The 26,729-nt window shown below is 50.9% G+C and carries 14 protein-coding genes; 3 read left to right on the top strand and 11 right to left on the bottom strand.

The window, feature by feature from the left end; all coding sequences use genetic code 11:
* Positions 1–91 precede the first annotated feature (91 nt).
* From BM030_RS16160 to BM030_RS16110, 11 genes are all read right to left on the bottom strand, one after another.
* Positions 92–1,342 (bottom strand): SGNH/GDSL hydrolase family protein, encoded by a 1,251-nt coding sequence (locus tag BM030_RS16160; protein ID WP_211657638.1) that lies wholly within the window; start codon positions 1,340–1,342, stop codon positions 92–94.
* Positions 1,297–2,895, bottom strand: coding sequence for a beta-N-acetylhexosaminidase (locus BM030_RS16155; RefSeq protein ID WP_090974649.1), 1,599 nt, complete (start codon positions 2,893–2,895; stop codon positions 1,297–1,299). Before BM030_RS16155 ends, BM030_RS16160 begins: the two co-directional genes overlap by 46 nt.
* A gap of 37 nt (positions 2,896–2,932) precedes the next feature.
* Positions 2,933–5,638 carry an alpha-L-rhamnosidase gene (locus BM030_RS16150; RefSeq protein WP_211657637.1) on the bottom strand — a complete coding sequence of 902 codons (2,706 nt, stop codon included), beginning with the start codon at positions 5,636–5,638 and terminating at the stop codon, positions 2,933–2,935.
* 105 nt (positions 5,639–5,743) lie between these two features.
* On the bottom strand, positions 5,744–7,063 hold the full coding sequence (locus tag BM030_RS16145) for an alpha/beta hydrolase family protein (protein WP_139215926.1): 1,320 nt from the start codon (positions 7,061–7,063) through the stop codon (positions 5,744–5,746).
* A gap of 12 nt (positions 7,064–7,075) precedes the next feature.
* Positions 7,076–8,869, bottom strand: coding sequence for a glycoside hydrolase family 71/99 protein (locus BM030_RS16140; protein WP_090974646.1), 1,794 nt, complete (start codon positions 8,867–8,869; stop codon positions 7,076–7,078).
* Position 8,870: 1 nt separating this feature from the next.
* Entirely contained in the window at positions 8,871–11,573 is a 2,703-nt protein-coding gene (locus BM030_RS16135; RefSeq protein ID WP_090974645.1) for an alpha-L-rhamnosidase, read from the bottom strand.
* 22 nt (positions 11,574–11,595) lie between these two features.
* Complete coding sequence (locus BM030_RS16130; RefSeq protein WP_211657636.1) at positions 11,596–13,386, bottom strand: RagB/SusD family nutrient uptake outer membrane protein; 1,791 nt, start codon at positions 13,384–13,386, stop codon at positions 11,596–11,598.
* Positions 13,387–13,399: 13 nt separating this feature from the next.
* Positions 13,400–16,543 (bottom strand): SusC/RagA family TonB-linked outer membrane protein, encoded by a 3,144-nt coding sequence (locus BM030_RS16125; RefSeq protein ID WP_170845779.1) that lies wholly within the window; start codon positions 16,541–16,543, stop codon positions 13,400–13,402.
* A 16-nt stretch (positions 16,544–16,559) separates the two neighbouring features.
* Positions 16,560–18,380: a RagB/SusD family nutrient uptake outer membrane protein gene (locus BM030_RS16120; RefSeq protein ID WP_211657635.1), complete on the bottom strand. Its 1,821-nt coding sequence runs from the start codon at positions 18,378–18,380 to the stop codon at positions 16,560–16,562.
* 13 nt (positions 18,381–18,393) lie between these two features.
* On the bottom strand, positions 18,394–21,555 hold the full coding sequence (locus tag BM030_RS16115; RefSeq protein ID WP_170845778.1) for a SusC/RagA family TonB-linked outer membrane protein: 3,162 nt from the start codon (positions 21,553–21,555) through the stop codon (positions 18,394–18,396).
* Between the two features lie 195 nt (positions 21,556–21,750).
* Positions 21,751–22,665, bottom strand: a complete 915-nt coding sequence (locus BM030_RS16110) for an AraC family transcriptional regulator (RefSeq protein ID WP_090974641.1) — start codon at positions 22,663–22,665, stop codon at positions 21,751–21,753.
* Positions 22,666–22,833: 168 nt separating this feature from the next.
* Here BM030_RS16110 and BM030_RS16105 point away from each other — a divergent pair, with 168 nt between their 5' ends.
* Genes BM030_RS16105 through ilvD form a run of 3 tightly spaced genes read left to right on the top strand, consistent with a single transcriptional unit; the run spans position 22,834 to position 26,505 of the window.
* Entirely contained in the window at positions 22,834–23,700 is an 867-nt protein-coding gene (locus BM030_RS16105) for an amidohydrolase family protein (RefSeq protein WP_090974640.1), read from the top strand.
* Between the two features lie 4 nt (positions 23,701–23,704).
* Entirely contained in the window at positions 23,705–24,778 is a 1,074-nt protein-coding gene (locus BM030_RS16100; RefSeq protein WP_090974639.1) for a Gfo/Idh/MocA family protein, read from the top strand.
* Positions 24,779–24,816: 38 nt separating this feature from the next.
* Complete coding sequence (ilvD, locus tag BM030_RS16095) at positions 24,817–26,505, top strand: dihydroxy-acid dehydratase (RefSeq protein WP_090974638.1); 1,689 nt, start codon at positions 24,817–24,819, stop codon at positions 26,503–26,505.
* Positions 26,506–26,729 lie beyond the last annotated feature (224 nt).

Genomic DNA, 26,729 nt, shown 5'->3' with positions numbered 1-26,729 from the left:
CTTCTATAGCACATAGAAGCGGTTTTTCTGTTAACGAGAGTAAACTCCCACCGAAATTCCTGCTTGAAGCGCGGCTCAGGGAATAATACCCTTATTCCGCTCCGCTATGATAAATCTCCGGCACATCAATCAACGTCCGCAAATACATCAGCCTTGACCCCTTGACATTAGGATGATGGTAAATTTGACCCCAATCGTAATCCTCGAGGTACATGGTACTTTTGTCCACCTCCTTACCGTCATAATCAACGGAGGTAGCTAAGTCAAACCTGCAACCTTTAATGCCATATTTCTGCCGTATCTTTTCAATAACCGCGTTGACGGCAACCTGCGTACCACTTTCGTTAGCCGGTATATTATTCAAAATAGGAATGGATCCCTGCGACAGGATATATTCGACAAGTTCACTGAGGTTTTCTTCCGTATTGCCGCCATTAGTACCGATGGTTACCATCACATATTTAGCTTTGAGGTACGGCAGTTCATTCTTGATGCGCTCCAGTACTTCCTGAATCGTCGTGCCCCCACGCCCACTGGACATAGCCTTTCCGTTGATGGCATGAATCACCAATTGCGTCCAGGATTGCGGAAAGTCCGCTGTTGGGAAGTAGCCTTCCGGTTCGGTAATGGAGTCGCCATAAATCAATAGCGACAAATCAGACTGCTTGGAAAACACGGTGATTTGCCTAACCACAAAACCCGATCCGGCCGCCACGCCAAAGCGATAGTAGTCGTGTTGAAGTCCGACGAAAAAACCTTTTCCCTTTGCCCCCCTGCCCACACCACCTGTACCGTCCATTGTAGCAGACAACCGGGCCGAATCGCCGGTATGCAAATCGATAACCTTCAGGGTCGAAGCTTGATAATCACGGTGGATTTCAACGATGTAGTCATGGTTCGGGTTCAGGAAACGCGCCTCTTCGGTTGTTATCGGATCCGTACCGATATAAATCCGCTGCCCCTTCATATCGACCACCGCCTGGAAGTCGCCTTGGTCGCTCTGAAAAATAGCTTTCGTGTCGGCCGCAAGACGAACTTGATAGCGGATAGCACGTTTTGCCAACGCATAATAACGATTCAATTTGACCCATTGATCTCGTTTTGTGAGATGAAGCCCCTGCTGTGTATAGTGTAGTACACCTCCCTCAGTTACCAACTCCTCGCACCGGTGATTTGCATTCAGCACCTGATGAAAAAGTATGCCGGTAGGCTCCAAAGGCTGTCCATATGAACATGCAAATGCGGCACCGTATACCCACAGGCAACAGACAAACAATAGCCTGCGTTGATATCCCATCAATATAGCCCCCGCTGGTGTTGGATATATCCCTTTTTTTCCCATAACTTTTCTATTTCGGTCAACCGCTTACGAAATGCTTGGTAGGTCGTTTTCCTATCCTGCGCTACCCATCCTACTTCGGCAAACGCAGCGATTCGGGGAAAGGTCTGGTAATATAAGCGTTCTGACGTCGGGATGAATTCTCCCCACATCTGGCAACCCAGTCCGAGGACTTTTTTCTTGTCGCGTTCAGCCACACCGTCGGGGACCGGATTGAACGCATACGCCTTTTCAAACGGGGTGGTTTCATATGAATAGTCGAGATACGTAAAGTGCCTATTTGAGTTGACCACATCGTAGCCTCTGTCGATGGCCTTATTGATCAAACTGACGTCCCCATCCCAGAACTGTACGATTGTGCCCTCCGCAAGGTTTTCGGAACGACCGGCTTCGACATGCGCTTCACCGCGGATATTGTCACCAGTAATCTCATTCCAGCCAATCATCCGGTATCCTTTGCCGGCTATGTAATCGGACATCCGATTAATCGCCCATACCTGCAGGTCCGCATAGGTGGGAATATTATTGGCTTGCATAAACGCATTGATTTCTTTTGAATTTTTCCAATGTGTGTAATTTGCCTCATCCCCTCCGATATGGATGACGCCGGCCGGAAACAGCTCGACCACCTCATCAAGCACATCGTGTAAAAACTGCTCGACTTTGGGGTCTGTCACATCGTACAAGTCGCCATGCACACCTTTTTCCATATGCTTGCTGCTGGCACCCAACCAAGGGTAGGCATATATGGAAGCCGTGGCATGGCCGGGCACTTCAATCTCCGGAACGATTGAAATACCGCGTACGGCAGCGTAGCTAACGATTTCCCGGATATCTTCCTGTGTATAGAATTGGGCGTCGGGCTCCACGAACAGGCTATCCCACCGGTGTTCGGAATTAGTGTATTTCATCATATGACCGTAGTCGCCTTTCGAAGCGACCTCGGTAAGCAGGGGGTATTTCTTGATTTCAAGGCGCCAAGCGGGGTCATCCACCAAATGCCAATGAAATGTGTTCAATTTTAGGCGTGCCATTTCATCCAGCAAGCCTTTTACAACCGCTTTGCCGTGGAAGTGGCGGGATTCATCCAGCATATAAGCCCGCCACGGAAATGCGGGTCTATCCTCGATCTGACAAATGGGCAACAGCAGATGACCGTCAGATCCGGCCGCCACCATCTGGCGCAGGGTTTGCAGCGCATGCAACAGTCCACGCTTTCCACCGGCTTGCGCGATGACTGTGTTGTTCATCTTACCGCTACCGATAAGGAGTCGATAGGATTCATCGTCGCGCCTACCCTTCCGCAGTAGTCGAATACCTGCTTGCCGCCTATCCCCTACCCAAACCACCTCAAATCCCATCTCGGTCAGCAGTTCCCCGGCATAGCTTTCGTCGATACCAGACGAAGGATCAAGATAAACCTGCACGCTCCGGTCGAACTGTATCACATCATTGCCGCCCTGAATAGACGCGGGCTGGGGTACAATATTCACATGTGGCTGCGCAAATGCTCCCTTAACCAAACAACAGGCTACCAAAAAAATCAAACCTCTCATATGTTCCTATTCTCGTATATTTTAACAAACGCTTCCTTCAATGCAGATCAGCTTGGAATTGATACGACCCCGATCCGATTTCCAACAATACACGACCGTCTTCAACCCCTTTAACCAGTACATCCGCCACTTCAGACAACGGCCTGCCTCCCTCATTAATGGATCCGGCATCACCAGCCGGAATACCGACCAAGGCCGAACTGTTGGGAGGAACCTCAATCGACCAACGGAGCTTTTCGGCATCCCGCTTCCAATGGCTTTTGATGACGCCGAATTTCGAACGGTAGGATGCTTTGACCTCATGCAGCCCTTCAGGAAAAACAGGTTTCATGACCACGCGCTTGAAGGCCACCTGATTGGTATCGGATTGGATGCCGGCCAGATACTCAAAATACCAGATCAACAGATCGCCAAGCAGCATCTGATGGTTCCAGGAGTTCATTAGAGGGTGAGCGGTATTTCCGTTCCATAATTCCCAGATTGTCGTAGCACCGTTCTCCACCATATAGCCCCAGCTGGGATACGTCCGTTTCGAGGCAATTGCATAGGCTAAATCAGCACGCCCGTGGTCGGTCAACCCCCGCATAAACCACATCATGCCCATGATACCGGAGTTGACATGGTAGCCATGGGCTGCCAAGCGGCCTACGATCTGTTGGAAAACGGCTGCCTGCCTTCCTTCCGGAACAAGTCCAAATGTCAACGGTAACAGATTGGCGGTCGTAGTGTTGTTACCGTAGTACCCCCCTTGTTCGTTAAAAAACTTCCGGTTGAACGCGCGCGCCACACGTTCACGGAGTCCGGCGAAATAAGCCACATCGCCATCCAGCCCCTGTAGCGCCGCAAATTCTTCCATCAATGTAAGGCAATAGTAATGGTAGGCGGACGCCAGTAAACCGCCGTCTGTGGTTTTTGCCGGGTCGCTGGTCCAGATTTCTTCCGTACCTTCCTCGGGAGGCACACACCAGTCGCCATACGTATCCCTTAAGATCAGGTCCCCTTCCCGATATTTCTCCCACATGTACGCCAGCCATTTTTTCATATCAGGATAGTAGGTACGGAAGGTTTCTTCATCGCCAAATTGCTTTCGGAGCATGTGGGGTATGATAATGAACGCACTGGGATAGGTGATGTTGTCGGTTCGCTTCAGCCAGTATTCCGGCACGATATCCGGTAGGCTTCCGTTACTGTCCTGGGCCGCCTGGGTATCGCCCATCCATTTACGGTAAATCCTGGAGTTGTCAAACACAAAGCTTTCCCCGTACGAACTCATCAAACGATCACCCAACCAGGCAACCCGTTCGTCACGTTGCGGGCAGTCCGTTGGAATCCCCCTGTAATTGCCCCGTATAGACCAATATGCGTTATTGAATACCTGATTAATCGTTGTATCGGACGTTTCAAACGAGCCTATTGTTGCGACATCATCATATACCACCTGTCCTTCGAAATCAGTTATTACCGGCTCATAGGAAAGCCCCGCTAGCTCCACATACCGGAACCCATGATACGTAAACCGGGGTTGCCAAGTTTCCACCCCACCCCCTTTCAACACATACGTATCTGTTACCCTTGCATCGCGCAGGTTATCAAGGTATAAGGTCGTTGAGTCACTAAGGCGTTCAGCAAAACGCATGGTTACGGTGTCTCCTGCGTTGCCTCTAACTTGAATGCGTAACCAGCCCACCATGTTCTGCCCCATATCCAGCAGGTAAGTGCCTCGTCCTGTTTCCCGGATTGCTTCCGGCACGACAGTCTCCTTGATGCGGATGTTCTCATTGGCCTGTGCCATAAGCGTTCCTTCAGGAGCTTCCATCACATCCGCAACCGCCCAATGTCCATCATCGTAGCCGCGCTCCGACCAGCCGTCCAGCTCCATTCGAGCATCGAATTCTTCCCCATCATACTCATTATTGGCTCGTATCGGGCCCTTATCCGTCACTTTCCAGGACGGGTCGGTAACCACGAGCGTTTCCGTCCCGTCGGCATATTGTATCATCAGTTGCAAGAGCAACCGGGGATAACCGTAATTAACGTGTGCGATGCCGGTTACCGGATTGGGGCCACCCTGAAAATCACGCAGGTGAAAAAACCGGCCATTACCGAGGATCACGCCGATTGCGTTCGTTCCCGTATCCAGCAGATGCCTTACGTCATAGGTGTTATAAGGCACCTGCCTTGCATAGTCAGTCAGCGTGGGGGAAAGGACATCATCACCGACCTTCTGTCCATTGATTTGCAACTCGTACAAGCCAAGCCCGCTGACGACCACCGTGGCCTTGGCAACCGGTTTCGTGAGAGCAACTTCCTTGCGTAGGTACCTCGCCGCCAAACGTGTTTGCGTACGATGCGGGGCATCCTGCTCGCTGACGGTATCCAAGCCAATCCATTGCGCCTTCCATTCCCGTTTATCTAAGATCCCCATCCGCCAATGGCCGACTTCGCTGGATGCTGAATCCCCCTGATTTGTCCATACCTGTACCTTCCAATAATAGTCGGCATAACTCTCTAAACTGTCGCCACCGAATGGCACCCCGAAACTCGCTTCCGAGAGGACGCGGCCACTATCCCATACATTGCCTACCCCTTGTTCGACCAGTGTTTCCGATGTGCCCACCAGAATCCGGTAGGCGGTCTGCCGGATATTGCGTTGCTGCTCGATGTGCATCATCCAGCCCAAGCCGGGGGTTCGGTCGTCTAAACCAATCGGAGCCGTCCTTCCGCCAACCGTAAGATCCGTCACGCGCAAAGCACTGCGGTTAACACAAGCGGTCAGGATCAAACTCCCTGATATGCAAAGAAAATAAAAGTAATACCTGATTAACATTTCTATTCGATAAGCGTGTTTTTATTTCGGAACAACGTGTTCGGTTAAGCTTGTCCGGGTCGAATGCAGCCCCGCATGGTTAACCGTACTCACCCTCAAGTTTGCATCAGAGGATTCGGCCAACGTCAAAACCACACGCATTTCAGCTAAAGCGGTAAAACCGATAGCGTTGTCGCCATTCGTATCAAATCGTTGATAGACATCCTGCTCAGGAAATCGTGCAATGAGCTGTTCGCCGTCATAAATGCAAAATTGCTTGATACCGGATTCCACATCGGCATCGGCACGCCACGATAGCTCAACCTCCCGATTATGGATGCGTTTGGCTTTTACATCGTATGGCGCAGGGGGAGGCGTTCGGTCGATGACATCTCCTGTGATGACATATTCCTTCCACTTGGCTGCCGTTGCCGAATCGGGCAACCAGGATAACTGTAGGGGGTCTCCTGCGTAGTCCCCGCTGCTATACGTATTGATGTGTTTGTTATCGCCCAACCATCCGCGCGACAAATCCATGTCGTTCAGGCCCAGTTCCGCGGCGTTCTCGCCCATGGGTAACCGCTGCGCTAATACCGCTTCGTAAAACGGGATCGCCATATGCCTCACGAAGGCGTGGTTATGGCTCTGATAGGGCGTATACGCTATGCTCACCAATCCCCCTGCCTTTCTCATCTTCTTAAAGATGTTTACCGATGCTTCCCAAGACCGGTCGAGATCCGATGCTCCTGCGTGGCGGATCATCAAGGGAACCTGGAGCGCATGCTCCGGATAGTCCCATTGGGCGTTATAGACCGGTGAATAGCAAAATGCGGCGAGCACACGCTCCGGAAATTCCCGTAGCATCGCAATCGTCCAATACCCACCACCGGAGTGTCCCCACAATAGCCAGGGAACACCGGATAGTTCCCGATAGCCGGAGACCTCACCGACTTGTCTCAATGACCCCATCAGCGATTGCGCAGACCCCGAGTTTGGCTCGCGCCAGGTATAGCATCCGGATTCGTAATACAAATCCGGGCCGACAATAGCTAAGCCCCACTTTTTCCCGAACGCCTGATATTGGATATCGTACGCAGCGGCAGCTCCCCTGCCTTCCATCCCACATCCATGTTGATGGATGAATACGCCCCGAAGGGCTTTGATTCCGTCCGGCACAAAAACATGGTAAACCGCTGAATCCCGTTTGCTTTCATTCCAGGCCACTATCCGGTATATGTTTCCGTTGGAAAGGCTGTCGACCACCACGCCCGAGAACTCCTGGGCACGCAGATTGGTCACGGCCAAGCCCGCAGCGGCGAACAGCAGCAGCGGCAATCGGTTGGCTTTTTTCCTGCTTTGCATGATCATTCGGATTTAATTAGTATAAGCGTAAGCCAAGCGGCCGATCGGTGCGCTGTCTCCAGAAACGTAATAATCCATGATATCCTCCTGTTTAGTGACATTGTCGGCTACCTTGATGCGGAAGGCCGTCCGTTCTGCCGTCAGGCCCAGGGAAGAGCGTGGAATCGAAAGTTGCATCACAGCTCCCGAAACCCGGTATTGCGCAACCCCGCTGCGCGTCCAGTCATAGCCTCCTTTGGACCGCTCCACCGAGGTGGTATGGTCGGCTTTGGGAAAACGGTTAATCACATAGTTAAACCCGCCGAAGTCCTCCCCGCTACCGTCATCTGTCCCGATAAAAACATTCATCCAATTCATGTCCGTTCCATTGTATGTGCTGATCGGCGCTTTCGTTCGAATGTAAACATAAACATTCCTGTCGTCGTTCGCGACTTTGATGTCGGTAATATCGTTGCGATTGCTCGTATCACGATAAACACCTGTTCCCGAAAAATCAGGATAGTTCCGCGGTAAGGCATCGCCTTCGAAATCCCTAAAATGTGCCGTTACCCCTTCCCATTGTGTTTCGTCAACATCCAAGATATCGATTGTTTTCAATACCGAACGCCTCCTATCGCCGGCAGCATATTTAAAGCGCTTCACATTCGCGATCAATTGCAAATAATAATTGTCGCCGTATCCCTCTTTCATCATTTCGATGTCTCTGGAGAACTCCTCGTTGTAACTATCTACGAAAAATACCTTTTCAGCATCCGCGCTTTTTATCGCAATCCATTCGTTCCAACCGGTTACGAAGACATTTTCGATCTGCCGCTCCCTTGAAAATACCGTTTCCCATTGCTGTTGAAAGTTTAAACCGGACGGGATACCCGACAACATATTCCGCTTCCGGATTGCGTCGTAACCTCTTCCCCGGGTATGGACGGTATCTGAAAAAACGATATTAACCGGCGAGTGCTGCGCCACAGAAACAGACACTACGCCTTGATGGATGCGCTGCGGGTAATCCCAACTGATCCAAGGGAATGCCTGTGCATGGTAATGACCAGTGGGCCATTGCGACTCCCTGACATCGAATAAATCGGCCAACTCTTCTGAAACGAAGTCTGTGAAACTCCCGCCGACGGTCTGGTCGGAAGCGCCCTTATTGTGTGGCGTGATCCCGATTATCAACGGCTTACCGCAGGGTTTGAACCAAGCGTCGGCATACCTGCCGTCGCGATAGAAATGTTCAAAAATACGTTTCACGGTTGATCCTGAATGGGAATTGGTGTAAAATCCAACGGCAGGCACCGGCCATCCCTGTGCTTTAAATTCAAGCAGTCGATCCAGCAGCTTGGTCACCACCTCAGGGTAATAAAAACTGTTAGTTGCGTCCAGCAGCACATAGTCGATTCCCGCCATCGTCAATAACTCGATGTGGCGTGTAATTACCCATGGATCCGAACTATCATAATAACCATAGAGCGGCTCGCCCCAGAAATGATACTGGCCTAACGGACTTTCCGGTGTACCCGACCGGTTGAAAAGTGCGCTCCTGTTGGTTTTACTCAGTACGGAAATATCAAATATACCCTGCTGTCCGCCTCGGTGCTGCCCCAGCCAGGTGAAATAAAACAACCCGACATACCGATCCCCTTCCTTTCGTTTCGAGTCGGTGCTAATCTGCCGCTCAAGGGCATCGACTGCTGTTATGTGGGCAACGACCTCATCGCTGGGCTCTTTCCCTTGAGGTGTTCCGCAAGCCAGGGAACCATGAAGCATCAGGCTCAGCCAGATCCCGATGTGCGTATAGATTTTTTTCATTTTACAAACGACCTTCAAACCGGAAGCTCCCCGCGTTGACCTGAAATACAACACCGCCTTTTTCAGACCGAAGCAGCTCCGCATGTTTACTCTTCTCATAGGGTTCCCCATCCACTGTTAAATTTTTCAATGTTGAAACCGGTACCCAGATGGCTGCCGACGAATTCCCCGGTACGGTAACGTCCAGTGTAATCCGACTTCTTTGTTTTTTCCATGAAACTGCGATCGTTCCCCGGATGGATTCATACGACCCTGCACACGAATCCAGACCGCTGGGAATATAGGGCCGCACAACGAATTGCTCAAAACCCGGATGTTCCTCGTTTGGAACGATGCCTAATAGGTATTTATACAACCACGAGCCTACGGATCCCATCATGGGGTGATTGTGCGAATTCATCGATCCCCCTGTTTCGTATTCCCACCGTTCCCAAAGTGTCGTTGCGCCCTTTTCCAGCATATACCCCCAGCTAGGATAGGTCTTTTGGGTCGCTACTTTATAAGCCACATCCACATATCCCCCTTCGGTCAGGGCCTCCAGCACGTACTTGGTAGCAATATTTCCGGTCGTGAGGTGATAATCGTGGGCAATCACATCATTGACCAGGTTTTCCAGCGTACGCGCATTTCGGTCTCCATCGGCCAACCCCATAACCAATGCAAACGAATTACACGCCTGGTTATTCGTACCGTAGCCCCCTGACTCCTGGTTCCAGAACTTCCGGTTGAATGCCAAAGCGGTCTTCTCGGCGCAATCTGCATAGTTTCGTGCATCTGCGTTTTTTCCTAATACGGCTGCCATACGTGAGATCATTTTCTCACAATAGTATAGGAATCCCGTTGATATCAGGTCGCCCGGCGTACTTTTCGAAACCGCTCCATAACCTACACCAGCCACACCAAATTCAGCCGGTGGAGCCCAATCGCCATAGTAACTGTAATCGACAATGCCATCCTTGGTTCTGGTCTGCAAATAATCGACCCACGCTTTCAGTCCTGAGTAATACGCATCGATGATCTGCCGATTTCCATAATAATCGTAACTTTTGAGTGCCAGCAGCAGATAACTGGCTGAAACCGGGTCTGCTGGTCGGCCACCCACTTTATAGGGCGCAGTATCCGTAATGCGTCCCTGTTCGTCCTGTGTATCATATACATCGGCCAAGTACTTGGCATAAAACCGCGACATGTCAAAATTATAAATTGCTTGTTCAATGCGTACGGTCATATCATTTAACCAGCCCATCCGCTCGTCGCGCTGCGGGCAATCTGTCGGAACGCTATGCAGGTTACTGGCTTCCGTCCGTTTCACCATGAGCCAAATGGCATTCAGCAGGCTATCACTGCTTTTGAACTGTCCGACATCGGCCACGGCGGAACGCACTTTTTTCACCGTGAAATCACGCACATCCGGCTTATAATCCAGTCCTTCCACCTGAACATATCTAAACCCGTGATAAGTAAAAGCAGGTTCCCATCGTTCATAGTATCCGCCTCCTTTCAAGGTATAACGATCCGTCGCTTCGGCAGTACGCAGATTCTCCTGGTTTACCCGCCCATCTTCATAAATGGTTTCTGCGAACCGCATGGTCACCTCAGAACCTGCCTTGCCTTTTACGCGGATGGAAAGCCAGCCGGCCATATTCTGGCCGGCATCTAGCAAATACACACCCGGCGAGGTTTCGACAAGAGCGACCGGATGAAAAGATTCCGTTACTTGAATCGGCTCCTGGTGCTGTGACACCATTTTTCCGCCTGGGGGTTCAACCACATGGGCGAACCCCCAGGTTTTGTTCGGCAGCCCTTTGATGATCGTATCGGTGGGTAAATCCCATTCATCGAAGCGGGCTTTTCTGGCGTCATATTCCTCCCCATCGATAATGCCTGAACGTACGATCGGTCCCAGCGTTACTTTTCGGATATCGCTGGACGAAATGCGCTGCTGTGTTCCATCCGCATAATCAACCACCATTTGCAACCGTAACTTGGGCATACCATACCAGCCCGGGGCAACGGAAATCAGTATTACATTTGCTTCCTTGAGCCGCTCTGTGATGTCATGTGTCGTGTAATAGATACGTTTGGAGTAATCACTTTTTGCCGGATCAAGCACGTTTTTTCCGACTTTCTCGCCATTCAGCCGTATCTCATGGTATCCGATGCCCGAAGCGTATAGCCGGGCCCTTGCCACTTCCTTCTCACATGCGAATACATGCCGGAAATACAGCACCTTTCCTGCCCACCCAAAGGGATAACCTACCCAGTCCCCCTGCCATTCGGATTCATCCAGCAATCCCATTTCGAAAAACGAAGGGTCGCTCCAGACGCCCTCGCCCGCAGCATCGTCCCAAACCTTCACTTTCCAGTAATATCGCTTCCGGCTTTCCAGTTTTTTGCCGGCGTATACGACACCTACCGATTGGGCTGAACGTTGCCGACCGGTATCCCACATATTGCCTTCATGACGAGCCAACGCCAGTGAATCGTCAGAGACAAGGAGCTGAAAGGCTTGCTGCATGCCGTTACTGCCGCTATGCTGAAGTACCCAGCTGAACTGCGGATTCATTTCATCAAGCCCGATGGGGTTTTCCGCGTAAGCGGTTTTCAGGTTAGAAATGATGAGGCCGGTTTTTCCTATCCGGGTAGAAGCGAGGCTGCTTACGTTTACAGCCAAAAGAACAACAGCAATGATTGAAATATGCATTTTTAGTCTTTATTTTCCAATACTACCACCCAGGGTTCTGCCAATTCGAGCCGGTCAACTCCTGTAGTTTAGCCACCTCGTTTCCCGGCAACGGGAAAATCAGGTACTTATCTGTCACTGCGGCACGGCTATGGTCAATAACAAAGCGTTCATAGGTGAATGTACCATCCGGCTCCGCAATGGGGCGCATTCCGGTAACCACACGATCCGTTTCGTCCAGAATTTTCCAGCGCCGGACATCAAAGAACCGATGTTCTTCATAGGCCAGTTCCACCCGGCGCTCATTCCGAATCCGCAGGCGAAAGGTTTCCTTATCGATTCCTGCCTCAATAGCAGGCATCCCGGCACGTGCCCTCACTATGTTCAATGCATCTACAGCATCACCCGGAGCTAACCCTCCTGCTGCCGCTTCATTAGCAGCCTCAGCGAAATTTAGGTATAGCTCCGCTAAGCGGTACAGCTTAAAATACCCGTCATTATTGCCCGTACGGCTGGACGTGAAATTGCCGAATTTCCGGAGGTAATAGCCCGTGCGCGTGTGTCTCAGGTCATTCTCCGAGATCGCGGCATTACCTCCGGCGTGCATCCAAACAAAACTCGACGCATTCCGCAAATCAAAACGTGCGCCGTGGTGATAAAAGGAAGCCCGAAGCCTTGGATCGCGGTTTTCGAAGGGAGCAGCTGGATTATAAAGTGTGTTCTCGCTATTGTAATTGGGTTGCAGATGATTGGCGTCCAAATAAGGGCGAGTAAGATCCAATATCGGTTTGCCATCTATCGTTTCGAAAGCATCGATCAATTCCTGAACGGGATTGTCTCCGGAGCTTACAATACCGTCAGTAAACGGCAAACCGTTATAACTGTAAATGTTCAGCTGCCGGTTTACTTCATAGATCGTTTCCCGGTCCCTCACCCGGTTAACGTCGGCCCTTGTCCGGAAATAGATGTCAAACGCATCATAGCCGTCTGTGGTGCCTGGCGCCGCGTCATACAACTTGAATCCGTTTTCAAGACAGCGATCCAATGCTTCCTTTGTGTACCGCGCAGCGTCCTGCCAGGTGATGGTTCCATCATTCCACAGTGGACTCGCAGCAAACAGGGCTGCCTGAGATTTCATCGCAGCCGCGACCGCTTTGTAGAACATTCCTCGTTGGAAATCGGTGTCGCCCTGTATCCAGCCCATCGCTTCATTGGGCACGTTTTCCAGCACGTCATTGCACTCGTCGATGATAAACTGGGCCACAGCAGAAAACGGCGGCCGCTGTTCGGAGGAGTAATCGTAGTCGACCGGCAGTGGCGCGGTATAGACGGGAACGCCTCCATACCGCTTAATGAGTTGCAGGTAATAAAAGGCACGTAGCAGCCGTGCCTGTGCTTTATAACCCTGTCTAATCGACTCTCCGGCCACCATGGCCGTATCAATATTGGCCAGGAAAACGTTACAATAACGTATCCCCTCAAAATGCCCGGCCCACCAATTGGTATTGGAACTAGTATTGGTTTCCACGGGATTATAAAATGGCGTCAGCAAGCCCTGCCACCATTGCCGGTGCACACTGTTGTTGATCTCTGAAACATGGGCCGCCTCATCACTGAAACTCGCCAGGAATGAGTTGCCGGCATAGAACCCGCCCTGAGGCTGTATTTTTGTGTAACAAAGATTTAAGTAGCCGGCTGTCTTCCGATAGCTGCTGAATACTTCATCCAAGGAGACACGCCCATCCGAGTACTCCGGTATTTTCGTACAGGAAAGCATTCCGGCGAAAAAGATCATCGCCGATATCGCTGTGTTAACTGTTCTTGTTCTCATCATAAAAAACTTAAAGCTAAAACTGTAGGCCCAGGCCTGCGTTGAACGTCCGGTATATCGGATAGGTAGTGAATGCTCCGGCCTCCGGATCTATCCCTTCAAAGATAGGTGAGTGAAACGTAAACAAGTTCTGGCCGTTGACGAAGACGCGCATGTTTGCCCCATTCTGTTTCCCGAAAACGCGCTGAATAGTATACCCCAGTTCCGCAGTTTTCAATCGGAGGTAGTCGCTGTTCCGGATAAAAAAATCGTTGATACGCAGGCTGGATGAACTTTGTGTGGAAAGTGCCGGATACGCAATGGGTTCCCCATTAGCGTATCGCTCGGGCGTCCATGCCTCGCGGTGTATAGGGAAATACTGTCCCCGTGCCCCGTGCTCCATCACCCCCACACCGCTGTAATACCTGGATGCGCGTGCGATTCCCTGGAACTGAAGGTAAAAATCAACGTTCCTGAACTCAAATCCGACGGTGCCTGCGTAAGCCAGTTCCGGAATGCTCGGCCGTCCAATAGGCGCTTCGTCGCGGTTGTCGATCACGCCATCGTTGTTAAGGTCCCGGTAGATGAAATCACCCGGACGCGGTTGTCGCCCGTCGTACCGCAAACCGCTTTGGGCGATCTCCTCCTGACTGTTAAAATACCCATTGCCGTTGCTGTAATCGATCAAATAACCGAAATGCTGCCCTATGGAGAAGCCTGTGGACCGATAAGGGTAATAAAATCCGCTGCTGCTCCGATTCAATTCGCCGATATCAAACACTTTGTTTTTGGCAAACAGCACATTGCCCGTCACAAACACCCGGAAGTCTCGGCTCACCTGCTTGGTAAAATCAATCTCGGCATCCACGCCACGGTTTTCTATCAATCCGGTATTGAGGTAAGGAAAGACATCGCTTGGTATGCCTCCCATAGCCGGTACCAGATTATTTTGCGTGGATATATCGGTCTGCGACTGTTTGAATACATCCACCCGGATCGACAGGCTGTTGAACAGCCCGACATCCACGCCCAAATTCAGCTGCCTTTGCGTTTCCCAGCGTACGAAGGGGTTAGCGATGCTGTTTTCCCGGGTCAAGCTACCGATAAACAGACCGGCGATTGGCCCGCCGGAAGTGGACGTGATGTAATCGAGGTAAGAGAATCTCGGATTGGGTAATTGGTCGTTACCGGTAAGTCCGAACGAACCCCGCAGTTTCAGAAAAGACAGCCAATCCGCTGATGGTTTAAGGAAATCCTCTTCCGATGCAATCCACGCGGCGGAAATCGCGGGGAAAAAACCGGTGCGCCTACCCGGTGCAAACTGATCGGACGAAGTGTACCCCGCAGTGAACTGCGCAATGTACTTCGATTTAAAGGCATATTTCACCTTACCCCCCAATGAAATCCGATCGTACGGAATGATATCCTGAGCGCTTCCGGTCGTGACCGTCGTATAGTTCTGTGCGAAATAGTTGACCACCCCTTCAATGCGATGGTCGTTTGCGAATGTCCGTTCATAATTCAACATGCCATTGAAATTCAGGAAGTAGCCAAAGAAAGAATTTCTACTTAAGGAAAGTGGTCTTTCAACGTTAGTCCCATACGGCACAAACACGACGCTATCCCGCCCATCGGACGTCTGTACCACCCCATCCCGAATGTAGCGCGGATAATCCTTTGTTCCGCTTATCGTTCCAAAGTATTTGGTTTCAAAAGCCAAGTACGATTTGGCACTGAGCCCCTTGGTGATGAAATCCATGTCAAAATTCAGGCCCAGCGTACCGTGGTAGTCTGTTATCGTTTCCCGCCGATATCCGCCCATATTGATTTGTCCATAGGGCGGGGTATCCTGAAACTGGGTAGCGATCACATGGCCATCGGGTGTCAGCGGTCCGTTCTCGGTTGCTGGCAGCGCAAATATACTGGATAGAATGCCCCCCAACCCGACCGTGGGTCTGTTCCTACGGTCGATGACAATTGACTGGTACAGAAACGCATCCAGTCCATCAAGCACGTTGACATCCACATTTGCACGCACGGAAAACCGCTCAAGCGCGTATTTGGGGTCGTAGCGTTCCTGTTCAATAGTTTTTAGCAAAGACCCTTGCTGCATATAGCCCGCATTCAGGTAGTATTTAACGCGCTCCGTCCCGCTTCTGATGTTGACATTGTAGCGGCTCAGCGATGCGTAATCTTTCAGGAATTCATCGTACCAGTTGTTATCAGGAAATACGTCCCTGTTCGCATCGGGGTTCTTAAACTGTGCAATCTGCTCATCGGTAAATGGCAATGTGGATATCCCGTCATTCCGTGTGGCCTGGTTGCGTAAAGAAGCATACTCCCAAGAAGGCAGCAAGGTTGGTTTCGCGAGCGCCTCTTGAACCGCCTGGTTTGCTGAAAACGAAATTTCGGTTCCGGCGTTCAGTCCTTTCTTTGTAGAAATCAAAATCACGCCATTTGACCCCTGGTACCCATAAAACGCCGTTTCGGCCGCATCTTTCAACACGGTAATCCGGTCGATTTCCTCGGTGTTGACCATGCTCAAATCCAACAGCGGAGAAGGCACACCATCCAGCACGATCAGTGGTGCGTTGCCATTTATCGTGCTTCTACCGCGAACCAGCAGGGACACGCCATCGGCATAAGGTTGCTGGGAACTTTGCGATACCATGGCTCCCGGCAAACGACCGGCCAAAGTGGAAGACAAGCTGGCCGCGGGGGTTTTCAACAATTCACTCCCGTGTACTTGGGATACTGCCCCGGTCACGTATCTTCGATCCGACTCATACAGTAAAGGCAAGGCTATCACCTCCCCCTGCTTGCTGTTGTCCGCACGCAGCACCACCTGCAGGGAATCAGTATCCGGTACGAGATCGATTCGTGCACTGAGAAAATCGGGATGCGTAGCCTGCAGGTGCTTGATATCAACCGGATGGCGGATCGAGAACCGTCCGTCTTTATCGGTCAGCGATACAAAGCTACGCTGATCCGCGAACCGGATCAGTACATGTCTGACTGGCTTTCCGAATTCATCAGTCGCCCGCCCATGGGTCATCCGATAGCCGATGGAGTCTTCCGCGGTTACGTAAACTGTTCTAGCCTCAGCCCCCGCCGCTATGTGGAGCAACAGCATCACATATAACCTGATACGCGGCACGATGTTGTATTTTTGACTTTTCATCTTCTTCAATGCTCGATTACCACCCTGCATTCTGCCAAGGTGTATTGGTGACAGACTCCAGCTTAATAACTTCTGACTGAGGAATCGGAAAAAAATGCCATTTTTTTCCGTAGTTTGCCTTGCTTGGCCGGCCTCCCCCCTGGCCCAGAACAAAGCGTTGATAATTAAATGTACCGTCAGTTTGTTTGGTAATCCTCATGCCGGTGACGAATTTTTCCTCCTGGATATCCTGATCTAAAGGTGTCCATCTTCTGACATCAAAATAACGGTCCTCTTCATAATGCAGTTCGACCCGGCGCTCGTGTCTTACGATCAGTCTGGCTTCTTCTATGCTGGACGCGGCCTTGTCAACCTGAGGTGAAAAACCTGCACGATGGCGGATTCTATTCACGTATTCCATTGCTTCGGTCAGCCTTCCCGTCTCTGCCGCGCACTCGGCCAAATCCAGGAAAGACCTTCCGAGACGGAAGATCCGCGGTTTTCCGTCCACAAAACGGAACATCGCCGGCCAGTACATTGTAAAGTAGAATTTTCGCGAATAATAGCCGGTGTGGGTATGTTTTTCGTTGGTCAGGTCGAGGCCGCAGTTTCCGCCCACAAACGTTTCTATGTTTGCCGTGTTATTCGGATACCCGGCCACACGGTAGGTACTGCCGTTGTAGAAGATAGAGGCATAGAACCGGGGGTCGCGGCCCTCGTATGGATTTTCGGGGTCGTAGCCCGAATCCGGCACATAGTTGGGTTGCAAGTGCTGCTCATCGAGATAAGGCCGCTCCAAGTGCAGGACAGGCTTCCCGGTTTCGAGCATATCAAAGGCATCGACCAACTCCTGCGTTGGCACGTTGCCGGCGAAGGACCCTCCGAGGATTGGCAAAGTTTGGATATCAAAATAATCCATTGAAGCACGCCAATTCTCCATAATCGTCTCCCGGTCGTTCGGAGTGGCGGAGTAATCGGGATTTTGAGCAAAATACTCCTGATAAGCGCTGGTATAATTTCCACCGACGTTATAATGATCATACAGCTCGTAGCCGTTTCGAAGCAAAAGCTCTACGCTCGATTTATTCACCTCATATGCCCATTCCCAGAGATCTTCGCCCCCATTATGAGCGGGGCTTGCAGCAAACAATGCCGCCTGGCCGCGCAGGGCAGCGGCAATCCCTTTGGTAAGCCGATGGCTTTCATTCCCGCTGATCAGTCGCCAGGGCAAGTGCTGCGATTCCAGCGCCACATCGCAATCCGCTACGATCTGCCTGCATACGTCCACATAGCTTGCCTTAGCAAACTGCGAATAGTCCGCGTCAATAGGTATGACAGACGTAGTCAGCGGCACCGCTCCATACCATTTCAGGAGTTCCATATAGAAATAAGCCCTTAAGATATGAGCTTCTGCGTTCCAGCGGTCGCGGTTTTCTTCCGAATCTACATTCGCTGTTCCGATATTTGCAATGAAGAGGTTTGTCAACCGAATCTGCTTATAATAAGAAGCCCAGAAATCACCGTCCCATGGATAGTTTAAGGCCGCAGTGGTTTCCAGCGAGTTATTGGAAGCGGAGATACTTCCGTTATACGCATCCGTCAATGGGCCGGAGGTGCGGGTATACCACGCTTCATCGGATAGCCCCACCGGATTATTTGCGAAAAAAAAGTAGTTCAATCCTTTCAGCGGCAGATGATCGAAACATGTGTTAAACTGTGCCCTGACCAACTCCGGATCCTGGAATACATCTTCATAAGAAATGCGTCCGTCCGGCGTAGCGTCCAGCACCTTTTTACACGAAAATGCGAGCGACGCACTGATCAACACCAATATGAGGTATTTTCTTATCCGTTGCATATTTTTAGGGTTATTAAAAGTTAACATTGACGCCAAGCGTATAATTCTTCATCAGTGGATAGACAAATCCATTGGCCTGCTCAGGATCAAAACTATTCATCCGCAAGCCATGGAACGTAAATAAGTTCGTGGCGTTGGCATATATCCTGACGGTCCGTGCAAAGCGGTTGGTCCACCGTTCGGGCAACGTATAGCCGACTAATACATTCCTTAACCGGAAATAGGCAATGCTCATGATGTAATAGTCGTTGGCGATGTGGCTAGATGAAGTAGTTGTGGCCAGGCGGGGATGTGTAATAGCGATGTCCTCCCCATGGAGCCTACGTTGGTACCGTTCTTCCGACCACCGATTCAATTGCCAGGGATAGAAGCTGGCAGAGCCCATTTCTTCAAAAATACCAGGTCCTTCGTAATACTTAGAGGCGCTGGCTACGCCCTGACCCAAAAAAGAAACATCGAAATTCTTATACCGGAAGTCCAATTGTATCCCATAAGTGGTGTTCGGCAGGTTGGAAGCACCGATAGGTACCATATCCGCATCGTTTATCAAACCGTCGCCATTCTGGTCTACATAGATGAAATCGCCGGGTCTTGGTGTTCCGATCTGATAGTTGAGCCCTGAATTGGCGATATCCTCATAGGAGTTAAAGAACCCTGAACCGTCCCTTCCTCGTTCGGGGTCGGTTGAGTAGTCAATTTTATATCCCCACTGCTGGCCTAAAGAGAAGCCCTCGATTCTTCTGCGATAAACGTAGTCTTCCGTGCGGAGTGGTTCATCGAAAGATTCGACGCGGTTTTTGTTATAGCCTATATTGACACTGGAGTTCAATGAAAAATCCGGGTTAAAGGATTTGTCATATTTGAGCAGCAGTTCAAACCCCGTGTTCCTGATCTCACCGATATTCAATGCAGGCATGGCGCCCAACGGCAGCCCCTGGAAAGCGGGTACCGACTGCCTTGTCAGCAGGATATTCGATCGATTTTCGACATAGAAGTCCCCTGTGAACGACAAGCCGTTGCGCGCCGATATATCTAGGCCTAAATTCTGCTTTTGAGCAAGTTCCCATGTGATATTGGGGTTACCGATCATGGTCTCATTGATTTTATTACCCGAGCCACCTAACGAGGGTATATCCTTTCCATACAATCCAGAGCTACCTACGGCGAGGTTATCGAGGTAAAGAAACCTCGAAGAACCAAACCGATCGTTGCCTACATACCCGAAAGAATACCGGATTTTAAGCTCGGATACTCCGTTGACCCTCGCGAAAAAAGGCTCATTGGAAACCACCCATCCTGCGGAGAATGCCGGGAAAAACCCAAATCGCTTTTTCGGTGAAAACTGTTCAGAACCATTGTAGCCCGCGTTGAACTCAAATAGGTAACGGTTGTCGTAACCATAAGTTGTCCTTGCGGATAGCCCCAACACATTAAACGGCAAATAAGGCGCTTGGTAGCCCGAACCTTCCGCCACCTCCCAGTAATCCCGCTGTACGAGCACCAGTCCACCCAGGTTATGTTTACCGAACGACCGATTGTAGTTCAATTGTCCCTGGAAATTTGCACGGATTGAGCTTCTGGCTGATTTGCTAAGTGATAGCGGGTTATCTTCGACCTCATTCCCTCGATTTATCACATAGACCCGTTGTTGTTCACCATCCTGTATGAGGTCCTGATAATTGAATACCACGTAATTTTTCGTGCCGTTCATGGTGGTTACCCCCGTGGTGGTCAGCGCCACCGACGCCCGGAAGTCCAGTCCCTCAGTAATTGTTCCCAAATCGAAGTTCATCCCGAAATTGCCATTGAACCCCGACCTGGTGCCTAGGCTGTATCCCTGTCTGTTCAGGTCTCCATATGAAGATCCCGTACCGTACCGGTCGGACACGATCCGGCCCGGTTCGAGCGGTTGCAGTTCCCCGTTAATGTACAGCGGAACGCCCTCTTGGGACAATGGGCCTACGTTCGTCGGTCTGCTCGTCAACGCGTCCACGAATAACGTGGCAAAGCCAAATTGGCCATTGATCAGGTTGGAATTGTTCACCCGCTCGATATGCGCGGATAAGTTTGCATAAGCCGTTATGGCTTTGCTAATCGTAAAATCAACATTTGCACGGAAGTTATAGCGATTTACTTTCGTCTGTGCATCGTACTTCAGCTGTTCCTTCGGCTCTACATTGAACAAGCCGCCCTGTGTCAGGTATCCGGTGCTCACAAAATACTTCAAACGTTCGGTTCCACCGCTTAAATTAATATTCGATCGCGACATCGGCGCAAACCGCTTGAACAAGATATCCACCCAATTGTTGTTAGGATGCCAATACGGATCCACCGGATTTCCCGTGCGCCAACTTTCAAACTTTTCTATGGATTCATCCGAGTATTCCAGCGGCATCCCTTCGTTCGCCAGCGCCTCGTTGCGCAGGTGGACATAATCGTACGAATCCAGCCGATCCGGAAGGTATGCCATCTCCTGCAAGCTTTGGTCGGACGATACGCTGACATTTACTTTACCTAATTCACCCCGTTTGGTTGTGATAATAATCACTCCATTGGCTCCCCTTACACCAAAAACCGCTGTAGCCGACGCGTCTTTCAATACGCTGACATTCGCTACAGAAAAGGGATCCAAATGCCGCAATTCGCTCATTTCTGAAACTACCCCATCGATAAGCAATAACGGGGAGACCCCGTTGGTCGTTGCTACTCCCCGGAGGTATAGCGCGGCATCGTCGGCCCCCGGCATACCGGTGGACTGCACCACCGTCAATCCTGGCAGTCTTCCTTTCAAGGACCCAGCAAAATCAGGAGAAAGCTGCTTCACCAACTCGGTCCCCGAAACCGAGGATACCGAACCGGTCAAGGTTACTTTCCGTTGCTGCCCATACCCCACCACGACTACCTCATCCAGGCTGCTGTCGTCGGCTTCCAACACGACCCTGATTTCCCTTTCTTTACCAATCAGCAGTTCCCGGGTGATATACCCCACGGAAGAAAAGCGCAGTGTCAGACCATCCGGTTCCTGACCCGTTAATGAAATCGAAAACGCACCATTGTTGTCGGATACGGTACCTTTTGACGTGCCCTTTACCTGCACGCTCACCCCTTGGATACCATCGCCCACCACATCGACGACGTTTCCCTTAATTACAGGCGGCTCCTGGCAGAACGCCATTGCGGGAAAACAACAGGCGAAAACAATCCGAACCAAAAGGCTAGTGTAAATACGAATCATATTTCTTCATAATATAGGTTACCAAATAACAATTGATCTTCCTGAAAGCGGTTAGCAACGCTATACAAAGAACGCCTTATCGTTCCATCCAGACCAGTACGGATTTGGCGACAATCAGTATTTTTTTGACTTCAATTAAGGTTGGCTAGGTGCTGCAGTAACCTTATTGTATATGTTGCGGATATTCATCCGGTATTGTTGCGGCGTGATTCCCTTCATTTCCTTAAAGCGCCTATTGAAATTGGAAATATTGTTGAAGCCGGCTTCAAAACAGATCTGTGTGATGCTGTGTCTGTTTTCTTCGAGCAATTGGCAAGCATAGTTGATCCGTAGGTCGTTCACAAACTCCTTGAGTGTCCGTTTGGTGCGTGCCTTGAAGTACCGGCAGAATGCCGAGGGGGAAATATGGGCTTGGGCCGCAATGTCTTCCAATGCGATGTCTTTCGTGAAGTTTTGGGTGATGTACTCATAGATACCACTCATCCGAACCATATCGTGTTCATTCAGGTTATCCCAGTAGCCGGCGGAAGACAGCAGGTTTGTTTCAGGAGTCCTTGATAATTCCTCCAGAATCTGGAGCAATAAAATAACCCGCTTGGCTCCGGTATGTTCCAGTAGTTCTTTCATCCATTGTGCGATACGCTGCCGCGACTCACCGTAGACCAACAACCCACGTGCACTTCGCTGCAGCACGGTCTGGATGGCAACCATTTCTGGGATCGAAAAAAAGGAATCATCGAAACAAGATGCACTGAAATGCACCACGATGGCATAATGAGACAACCCGTTGTTATAGGTAGACTGCTCGCCCCCTTCCTTGGGCTCATGCGCCCAAGCATGCGGAAAATTAGGCCCATAAAATACCAGGTCGTCGTCTTCAAAAAGTGCAACGCTATTTCCGGCAATGCGTTTACCGTATGGGTAACTGATGTAAGCCAACTCAAACTCGGAATGATAATGCCATTTGGTATCTAGGACATCCAGGTAATCTTTCCGCACCTGAAAAGCCGCGCGGTTTCCTATGGGGGGCTTGGCATAAATTGGTTTCATGGTATTTATTTAACAGAGTCGCCGTAATTTTACGCTGATAACATCAATAATCCATCAAAAATAGCTTAAATTTCACTATGGATTACCAATTCATCAATTTGATACATATACTAGTCAATTCAGTATCACCGGCAACCTTCATTTCATTATACCTTTAACCAATTTTTTATGACGATAGTAAACACCAACGATTATCCCATCAGGTTCACGGATTCCCATGTGCATTTCTGGGACCTGGCATTGATGCACTACCCCTGGTTGGCGGATGTCCCTGCCATCAACCGTTCGTTCGGATTAGCCGAGTACCGGAGGGCAACGGCGGGAATTCCCATTGAGAAACTGATTTTTGTGCAATGCGAGTGCCTACCGCATCAGTACGGTACGGAAGTGGACTACGTATGCGAGCTTGGTGCGCTGGACCCACGCATCGTTGGCATTGTCGCCTATTTTCCGCTCGAAGAAGCGGATGCCGAAGCCCGGCTACAGGAACTCTCGTCCAGCAGGTTGGTAAAAGGCATCCGTCGGTTGGAGGAAGAGCCGGATTCGTTGTATGATAACCCCACCTTCATCCGTAACCTGGCGCTGCTTAACACCTACAATTTTTCGTTCGACCTGTGCGTCAAGGCGCACCAATTGCCCGCAGCGGTCAGGTTAGTGCAACGGCAACCCGGCAATCGTTATGTGCTTGACCATTTCGGCAAGCCCGCCATAAGGGCCGGATCCTTCCCTTCGTGGAAATCTCACATTGTCGAGTTGGCCAAAAACCCTAGCGTTTATTGCAAGCTTTCGGGCTTAGTAACGGAGGCCGATTGGAACCGTTGGACGCTGGCCGACCTGCAGCCCTACGTCGAAACGGTGCTGGAGCATTTTGGAGCCCAACGAGTGCTATTCGGGGGCGATTGGCCCGTGGTTACACTGGCCGCATCCTATCGCCAATGGTTGGAAACCGCCTTGCGGCTCTGTGAACAGCTTACCCCCGAGGAGCGGCATCAGGTATTTTATCAAAATGCGTTAACGTTTTACCAGATTGATTAACACCATGAGTTCTTACACGTTATCCACCTCATTTAATCGGCCTATCCGGTCCTTCCCCATTGTGGTTATCGGGGCTGGTGGCATTGTGGAAGAGGCACACCTGCCCGCCTATAGGAAGACCGGTTGGCATGTTCTCGGCATCCACGACCGTCAGGTCGACAAAGCCGACCGCTTAGCCGAACGATTCGAAATTCCTAATGTCTACGATTCGCTTGACGCCTTGATTGCCAACACCCCGGCCGATGCCGTCTACGATATTGCCGTACCCGCATCACAGCTATTGGCCATCCTCAGGCAACTGCCAGATGGCGCAAACGTACTGATGCAGAAACCCATGGGAGAAAATCTCGGGGCGGCCAGGGAAATCCTGCAACTTTGTGAGGCCAAGCGATTCACCGCCAGCGTCAATTTCCAGATGAAGCTTATTCCATCGGTCATCGCCGCTAAAAGGCTCATCGAACAAGGCGCCATCGGCAAGTTACATGACATGGAAATCCGGATGAATATCCATCATCCCTGGGAACTCTGGGATTTCCTGTTCGGCTTACCCCGGATGGAGATGCTTTATCACAGCATCCATTACATGGACATGATCCGGTATTTTCTAGGCATGCCAATACGAGTGTATGCAAAAACCTACCAGCATCCAATGCAGATGCAACTGGCCTCAACGCGTTCGGTTATCATGTTTGATTACGAGCAGCCTATCCGCGCCTTTGTGAACACCAATCACGGACATGCGTTCGGCATTGCCCATCAAGACTCATTCGTGAAATGGGAAGGCACGCAGGGAGCCATTAAAGCCACGTTGGGCAAAAACATCAATTTCCCCCAAGGGGAAGCAGACCGATTTGAATACTTTCTGTCCGATCAGCCGCAGCAAGGTTGGATAACTGCCCCTATTCGGGGCGCCTGGTATCCCGATGCGTTCATCGCTGCTATGGCAGACCTGCAATGCGCCATTGAAAACCCCGCTTCGCCGCATGTGACATCGGTCAAGCACGCGTATGATACCATGCGACTGGTTGAGGCTGCCTACCTATCAAGCGATACAGGCGGCACAGCCATACCCGAATAATCCGATAACCCTCACGATACACGAAGTAATGATTACTTATGGATTCCGTTCTGAACAAATTTAGCCGTAAACTCACTGAAAACGAAGACCAGCCCGGTTCCCGGGCGATGTTACATGCTACCGGACTGGATGAGCGAACCATCCGGTTTCCACAAATCGGTGTAGCCAGCGCTGGATTCTCCGGCAACCCTTGCAATATGCACCTCAATGACCTCGCTGCCATCGTAGCCAAAGAGCTGAAAGCGCTGGATCTGAACGGCATGACCTTTAATACGATTGGTGTAAGCGATGCTATCAGCATGGGTACCTCCGGAATGAATTTCTCTTTACCCTCGCGCGATCTCATTGCAGACTGCATTGAAACCGTCATGGGCGGCCAATGGTACGACGGGTTGGTAACCATCATGGGCTGCGACAAGAACATGCCCGGCGCAGCCATCGCCATGGGCAGGCTCAACCGGCCGGCCCTGATGATTTATGGTGGAAGTATCCGTTCCGGCCGACATAAAGGAGAAAAAATCAATGTCCTTTCCACCTTTGAAGCCTATGGCGCCAAGGTAGCGGGGCACATTGACCAGCAGGAACTCAATGAAATCATCCGCAACGCATGTCCCGGTGCCGGTGCCTGCGGCGGTATGTATACGGCCAACACTATGTCTTCATCGATCGAAGCGCTGGGGCTATCGCTGCCTTACAGTTCGTCGAACCCCGCAACCAGTGAAGAAAAGAAACAGGAGTGTGTGGCGGCGGCGTCCGCCATCAAAAACCTGCTTCAGCTTGACCTCAAACCCCGTGATATCGTTACGCGTCGTTCATTGGAAAACGCCTTGGTGGTCGTTATGGCGCTCGGCGGCTCCACCAATGCGGTCTTGCATTATCTGGCCATTGCGAAGGCCTTTGGTCTACCCTTATCATTGGACGACTTCCAGTACATCAGTAACCACACGCCCCTCATTGCGGATCTAAAGCCAAGCGGCAAATACATGATGGAAGACGTACACGACAGCGGGGGTACACCGGCCATTCTGAAAATCCTGTTGGATGAAGGACTGCTTCACGGCGATTGCCTAACTGTAACCGGCAAAACACTCCGTGAAAACGTCGAAGGCATCAAACCTTGGAATAATGCGTTAAATATCCTAACACCTTTAAGCAAGCCGCTTAAACGCACCGCACACCTGCAGATCATTTACGGTAATGTGGCGCCTGCGGGATCCGTAGCCAAAATAACGGGAAAAGAAGGCGAGTTTTTCAAAGGGATTGCCCGCGTATTCGATAGCGAGGATGAAGCCGTAGGAGCCATAAAAAACGGACTGATCCGGAAGGGTGATGTCGTGGTCATCCGCTATGTGGGCCCCAAAGGTGGGCCGGGGATGCCGGAAATGCTTAAGGCTACGGCTGCCATCATGGGCGCTGGGCTCGGCCAACACGTAGCCCTGATTACTGATGGGCGATTTTCTGGAGGCACACACGGCTTTGTCGTTGGCCATATTTCACCCGAAGCCAGTGAGGGCGGGCCGATTGCTTTACTTGAGAAAGGAGATCTACTGACCATTGATGTACGGAATAACCGCATCGATGCCGAACTGGATGAGGGAGCCTGGGAGCGGCGGCGTGCCGCCTGGGTGAAGCCAGCGCCGAAAATAACGCAGGGGGTACTCTATAAGTATATACAACAAGTGTCATCGGCATCCAATGGTTGCATTACCGATGGCAAAGCAGACTAAGCTGGCGCAGACTAAGCTGGCGCCGGGCAATCAACCAACGCGATCGCTGAGTCATCGGGAAGTATAATTCCCTTAAATACCCGGGCCGGCTGCTGCTCCGGCCCGGGATGTTCCTCCCCCAGTTTTATCAAAACGTATACCTCACCCCCAGCTGCACCTGTGCGCGGGAGTTGAAGTAGTCGATGCTGTAGGGCCTGCCCGGGTCGCTGAAGGTGAACACCGGC

It is taken from the genome of Parapedobacter composti (assembly GCF_900112315.1).
GTDB classification, from domain to species: Bacteria; Bacteroidota; Bacteroidia; order Sphingobacteriales; family Sphingobacteriaceae; genus Parapedobacter; species Parapedobacter composti.
Note: the sequence above shows the minus strand (reverse complement) of the source record. Positions and strands in the feature narration are given on the sequence as shown.

What these genes read in the sequence shown, in the direction of transcription:
- BM030_RS16160 (WP_211657638.1), bottom strand. Translation starts at nt 1,342, where the DNA reads ATGGGAAAAAAAGGGATATATCCAACACCAGCGGGGGCTATATTGATG.
- BM030_RS16155 (WP_090974649.1), bottom strand. Translation starts at nt 2,895, where the DNA reads ATGAGAGGTTTGATTTTTTTGGTAGCCTGTTGTTTGGTTAAGGGAGCA.
- BM030_RS16145 (WP_139215926.1), bottom strand. Translation starts at nt 7,063, where the DNA reads ATGCAAAGCAGGAAAAAAGCCAACCGATTGCCGCTGCTGCTGTTCGCC.
- BM030_RS16140 (WP_090974646.1), bottom strand. Translation starts at nt 8,869, where the DNA reads ATGAAAAAAATCTATACGCACATCGGGATCTGGCTGAGCCTGATGCTT.
- BM030_RS16135 (WP_090974645.1), bottom strand. Translation starts at nt 11,573, where the DNA reads ATGCATATTTCAATCATTGCTGTTGTTCTTTTGGCTGTAAACGTAAGC.
- BM030_RS16130 (WP_211657636.1), bottom strand. Translation starts at nt 13,386, where the DNA reads ATGATGAGAACAAGAACAGTTAACACAGCGATATCGGCGATGATCTTT.
- BM030_RS16125 (WP_170845779.1), bottom strand. Translation starts at nt 16,543, where the DNA reads ATGAAAAGTCAAAAATACAACATCGTGCCGCGTATCAGGTTATATGTG.
- BM030_RS16120 (WP_211657635.1), bottom strand. Translation starts at nt 18,380, where the DNA reads ATGCAACGGATAAGAAAATACCTCATATTGGTGTTGATCAGTGCGTCG.
- BM030_RS16115 (WP_170845778.1), bottom strand. Translation starts at nt 21,555, where the DNA reads ATGGCGTTCTGCCAGGAGCCGCCTGTAATTAAGGGAAACGTCGTCGAT.
- BM030_RS16110 (WP_090974641.1), bottom strand. Translation starts at nt 22,665, where the DNA reads ATGAAACCAATTTATGCCAAGCCCCCCATAGGAAACCGCGCGGCTTTT.
- BM030_RS16105 (WP_090974640.1), top strand. Translation starts at nt 22,834, where the DNA reads ATGACGATAGTAAACACCAACGATTATCCCATCAGGTTCACGGATTCC.
- BM030_RS16100 (WP_090974639.1), top strand. Translation starts at nt 23,705, where the DNA reads ATGAGTTCTTACACGTTATCCACCTCATTTAATCGGCCTATCCGGTCC.
- ilvD (WP_090974638.1), top strand. Translation starts at nt 24,817, where the DNA reads ATGGATTCCGTTCTGAACAAATTTAGCCGTAAACTCACTGAAAACGAA.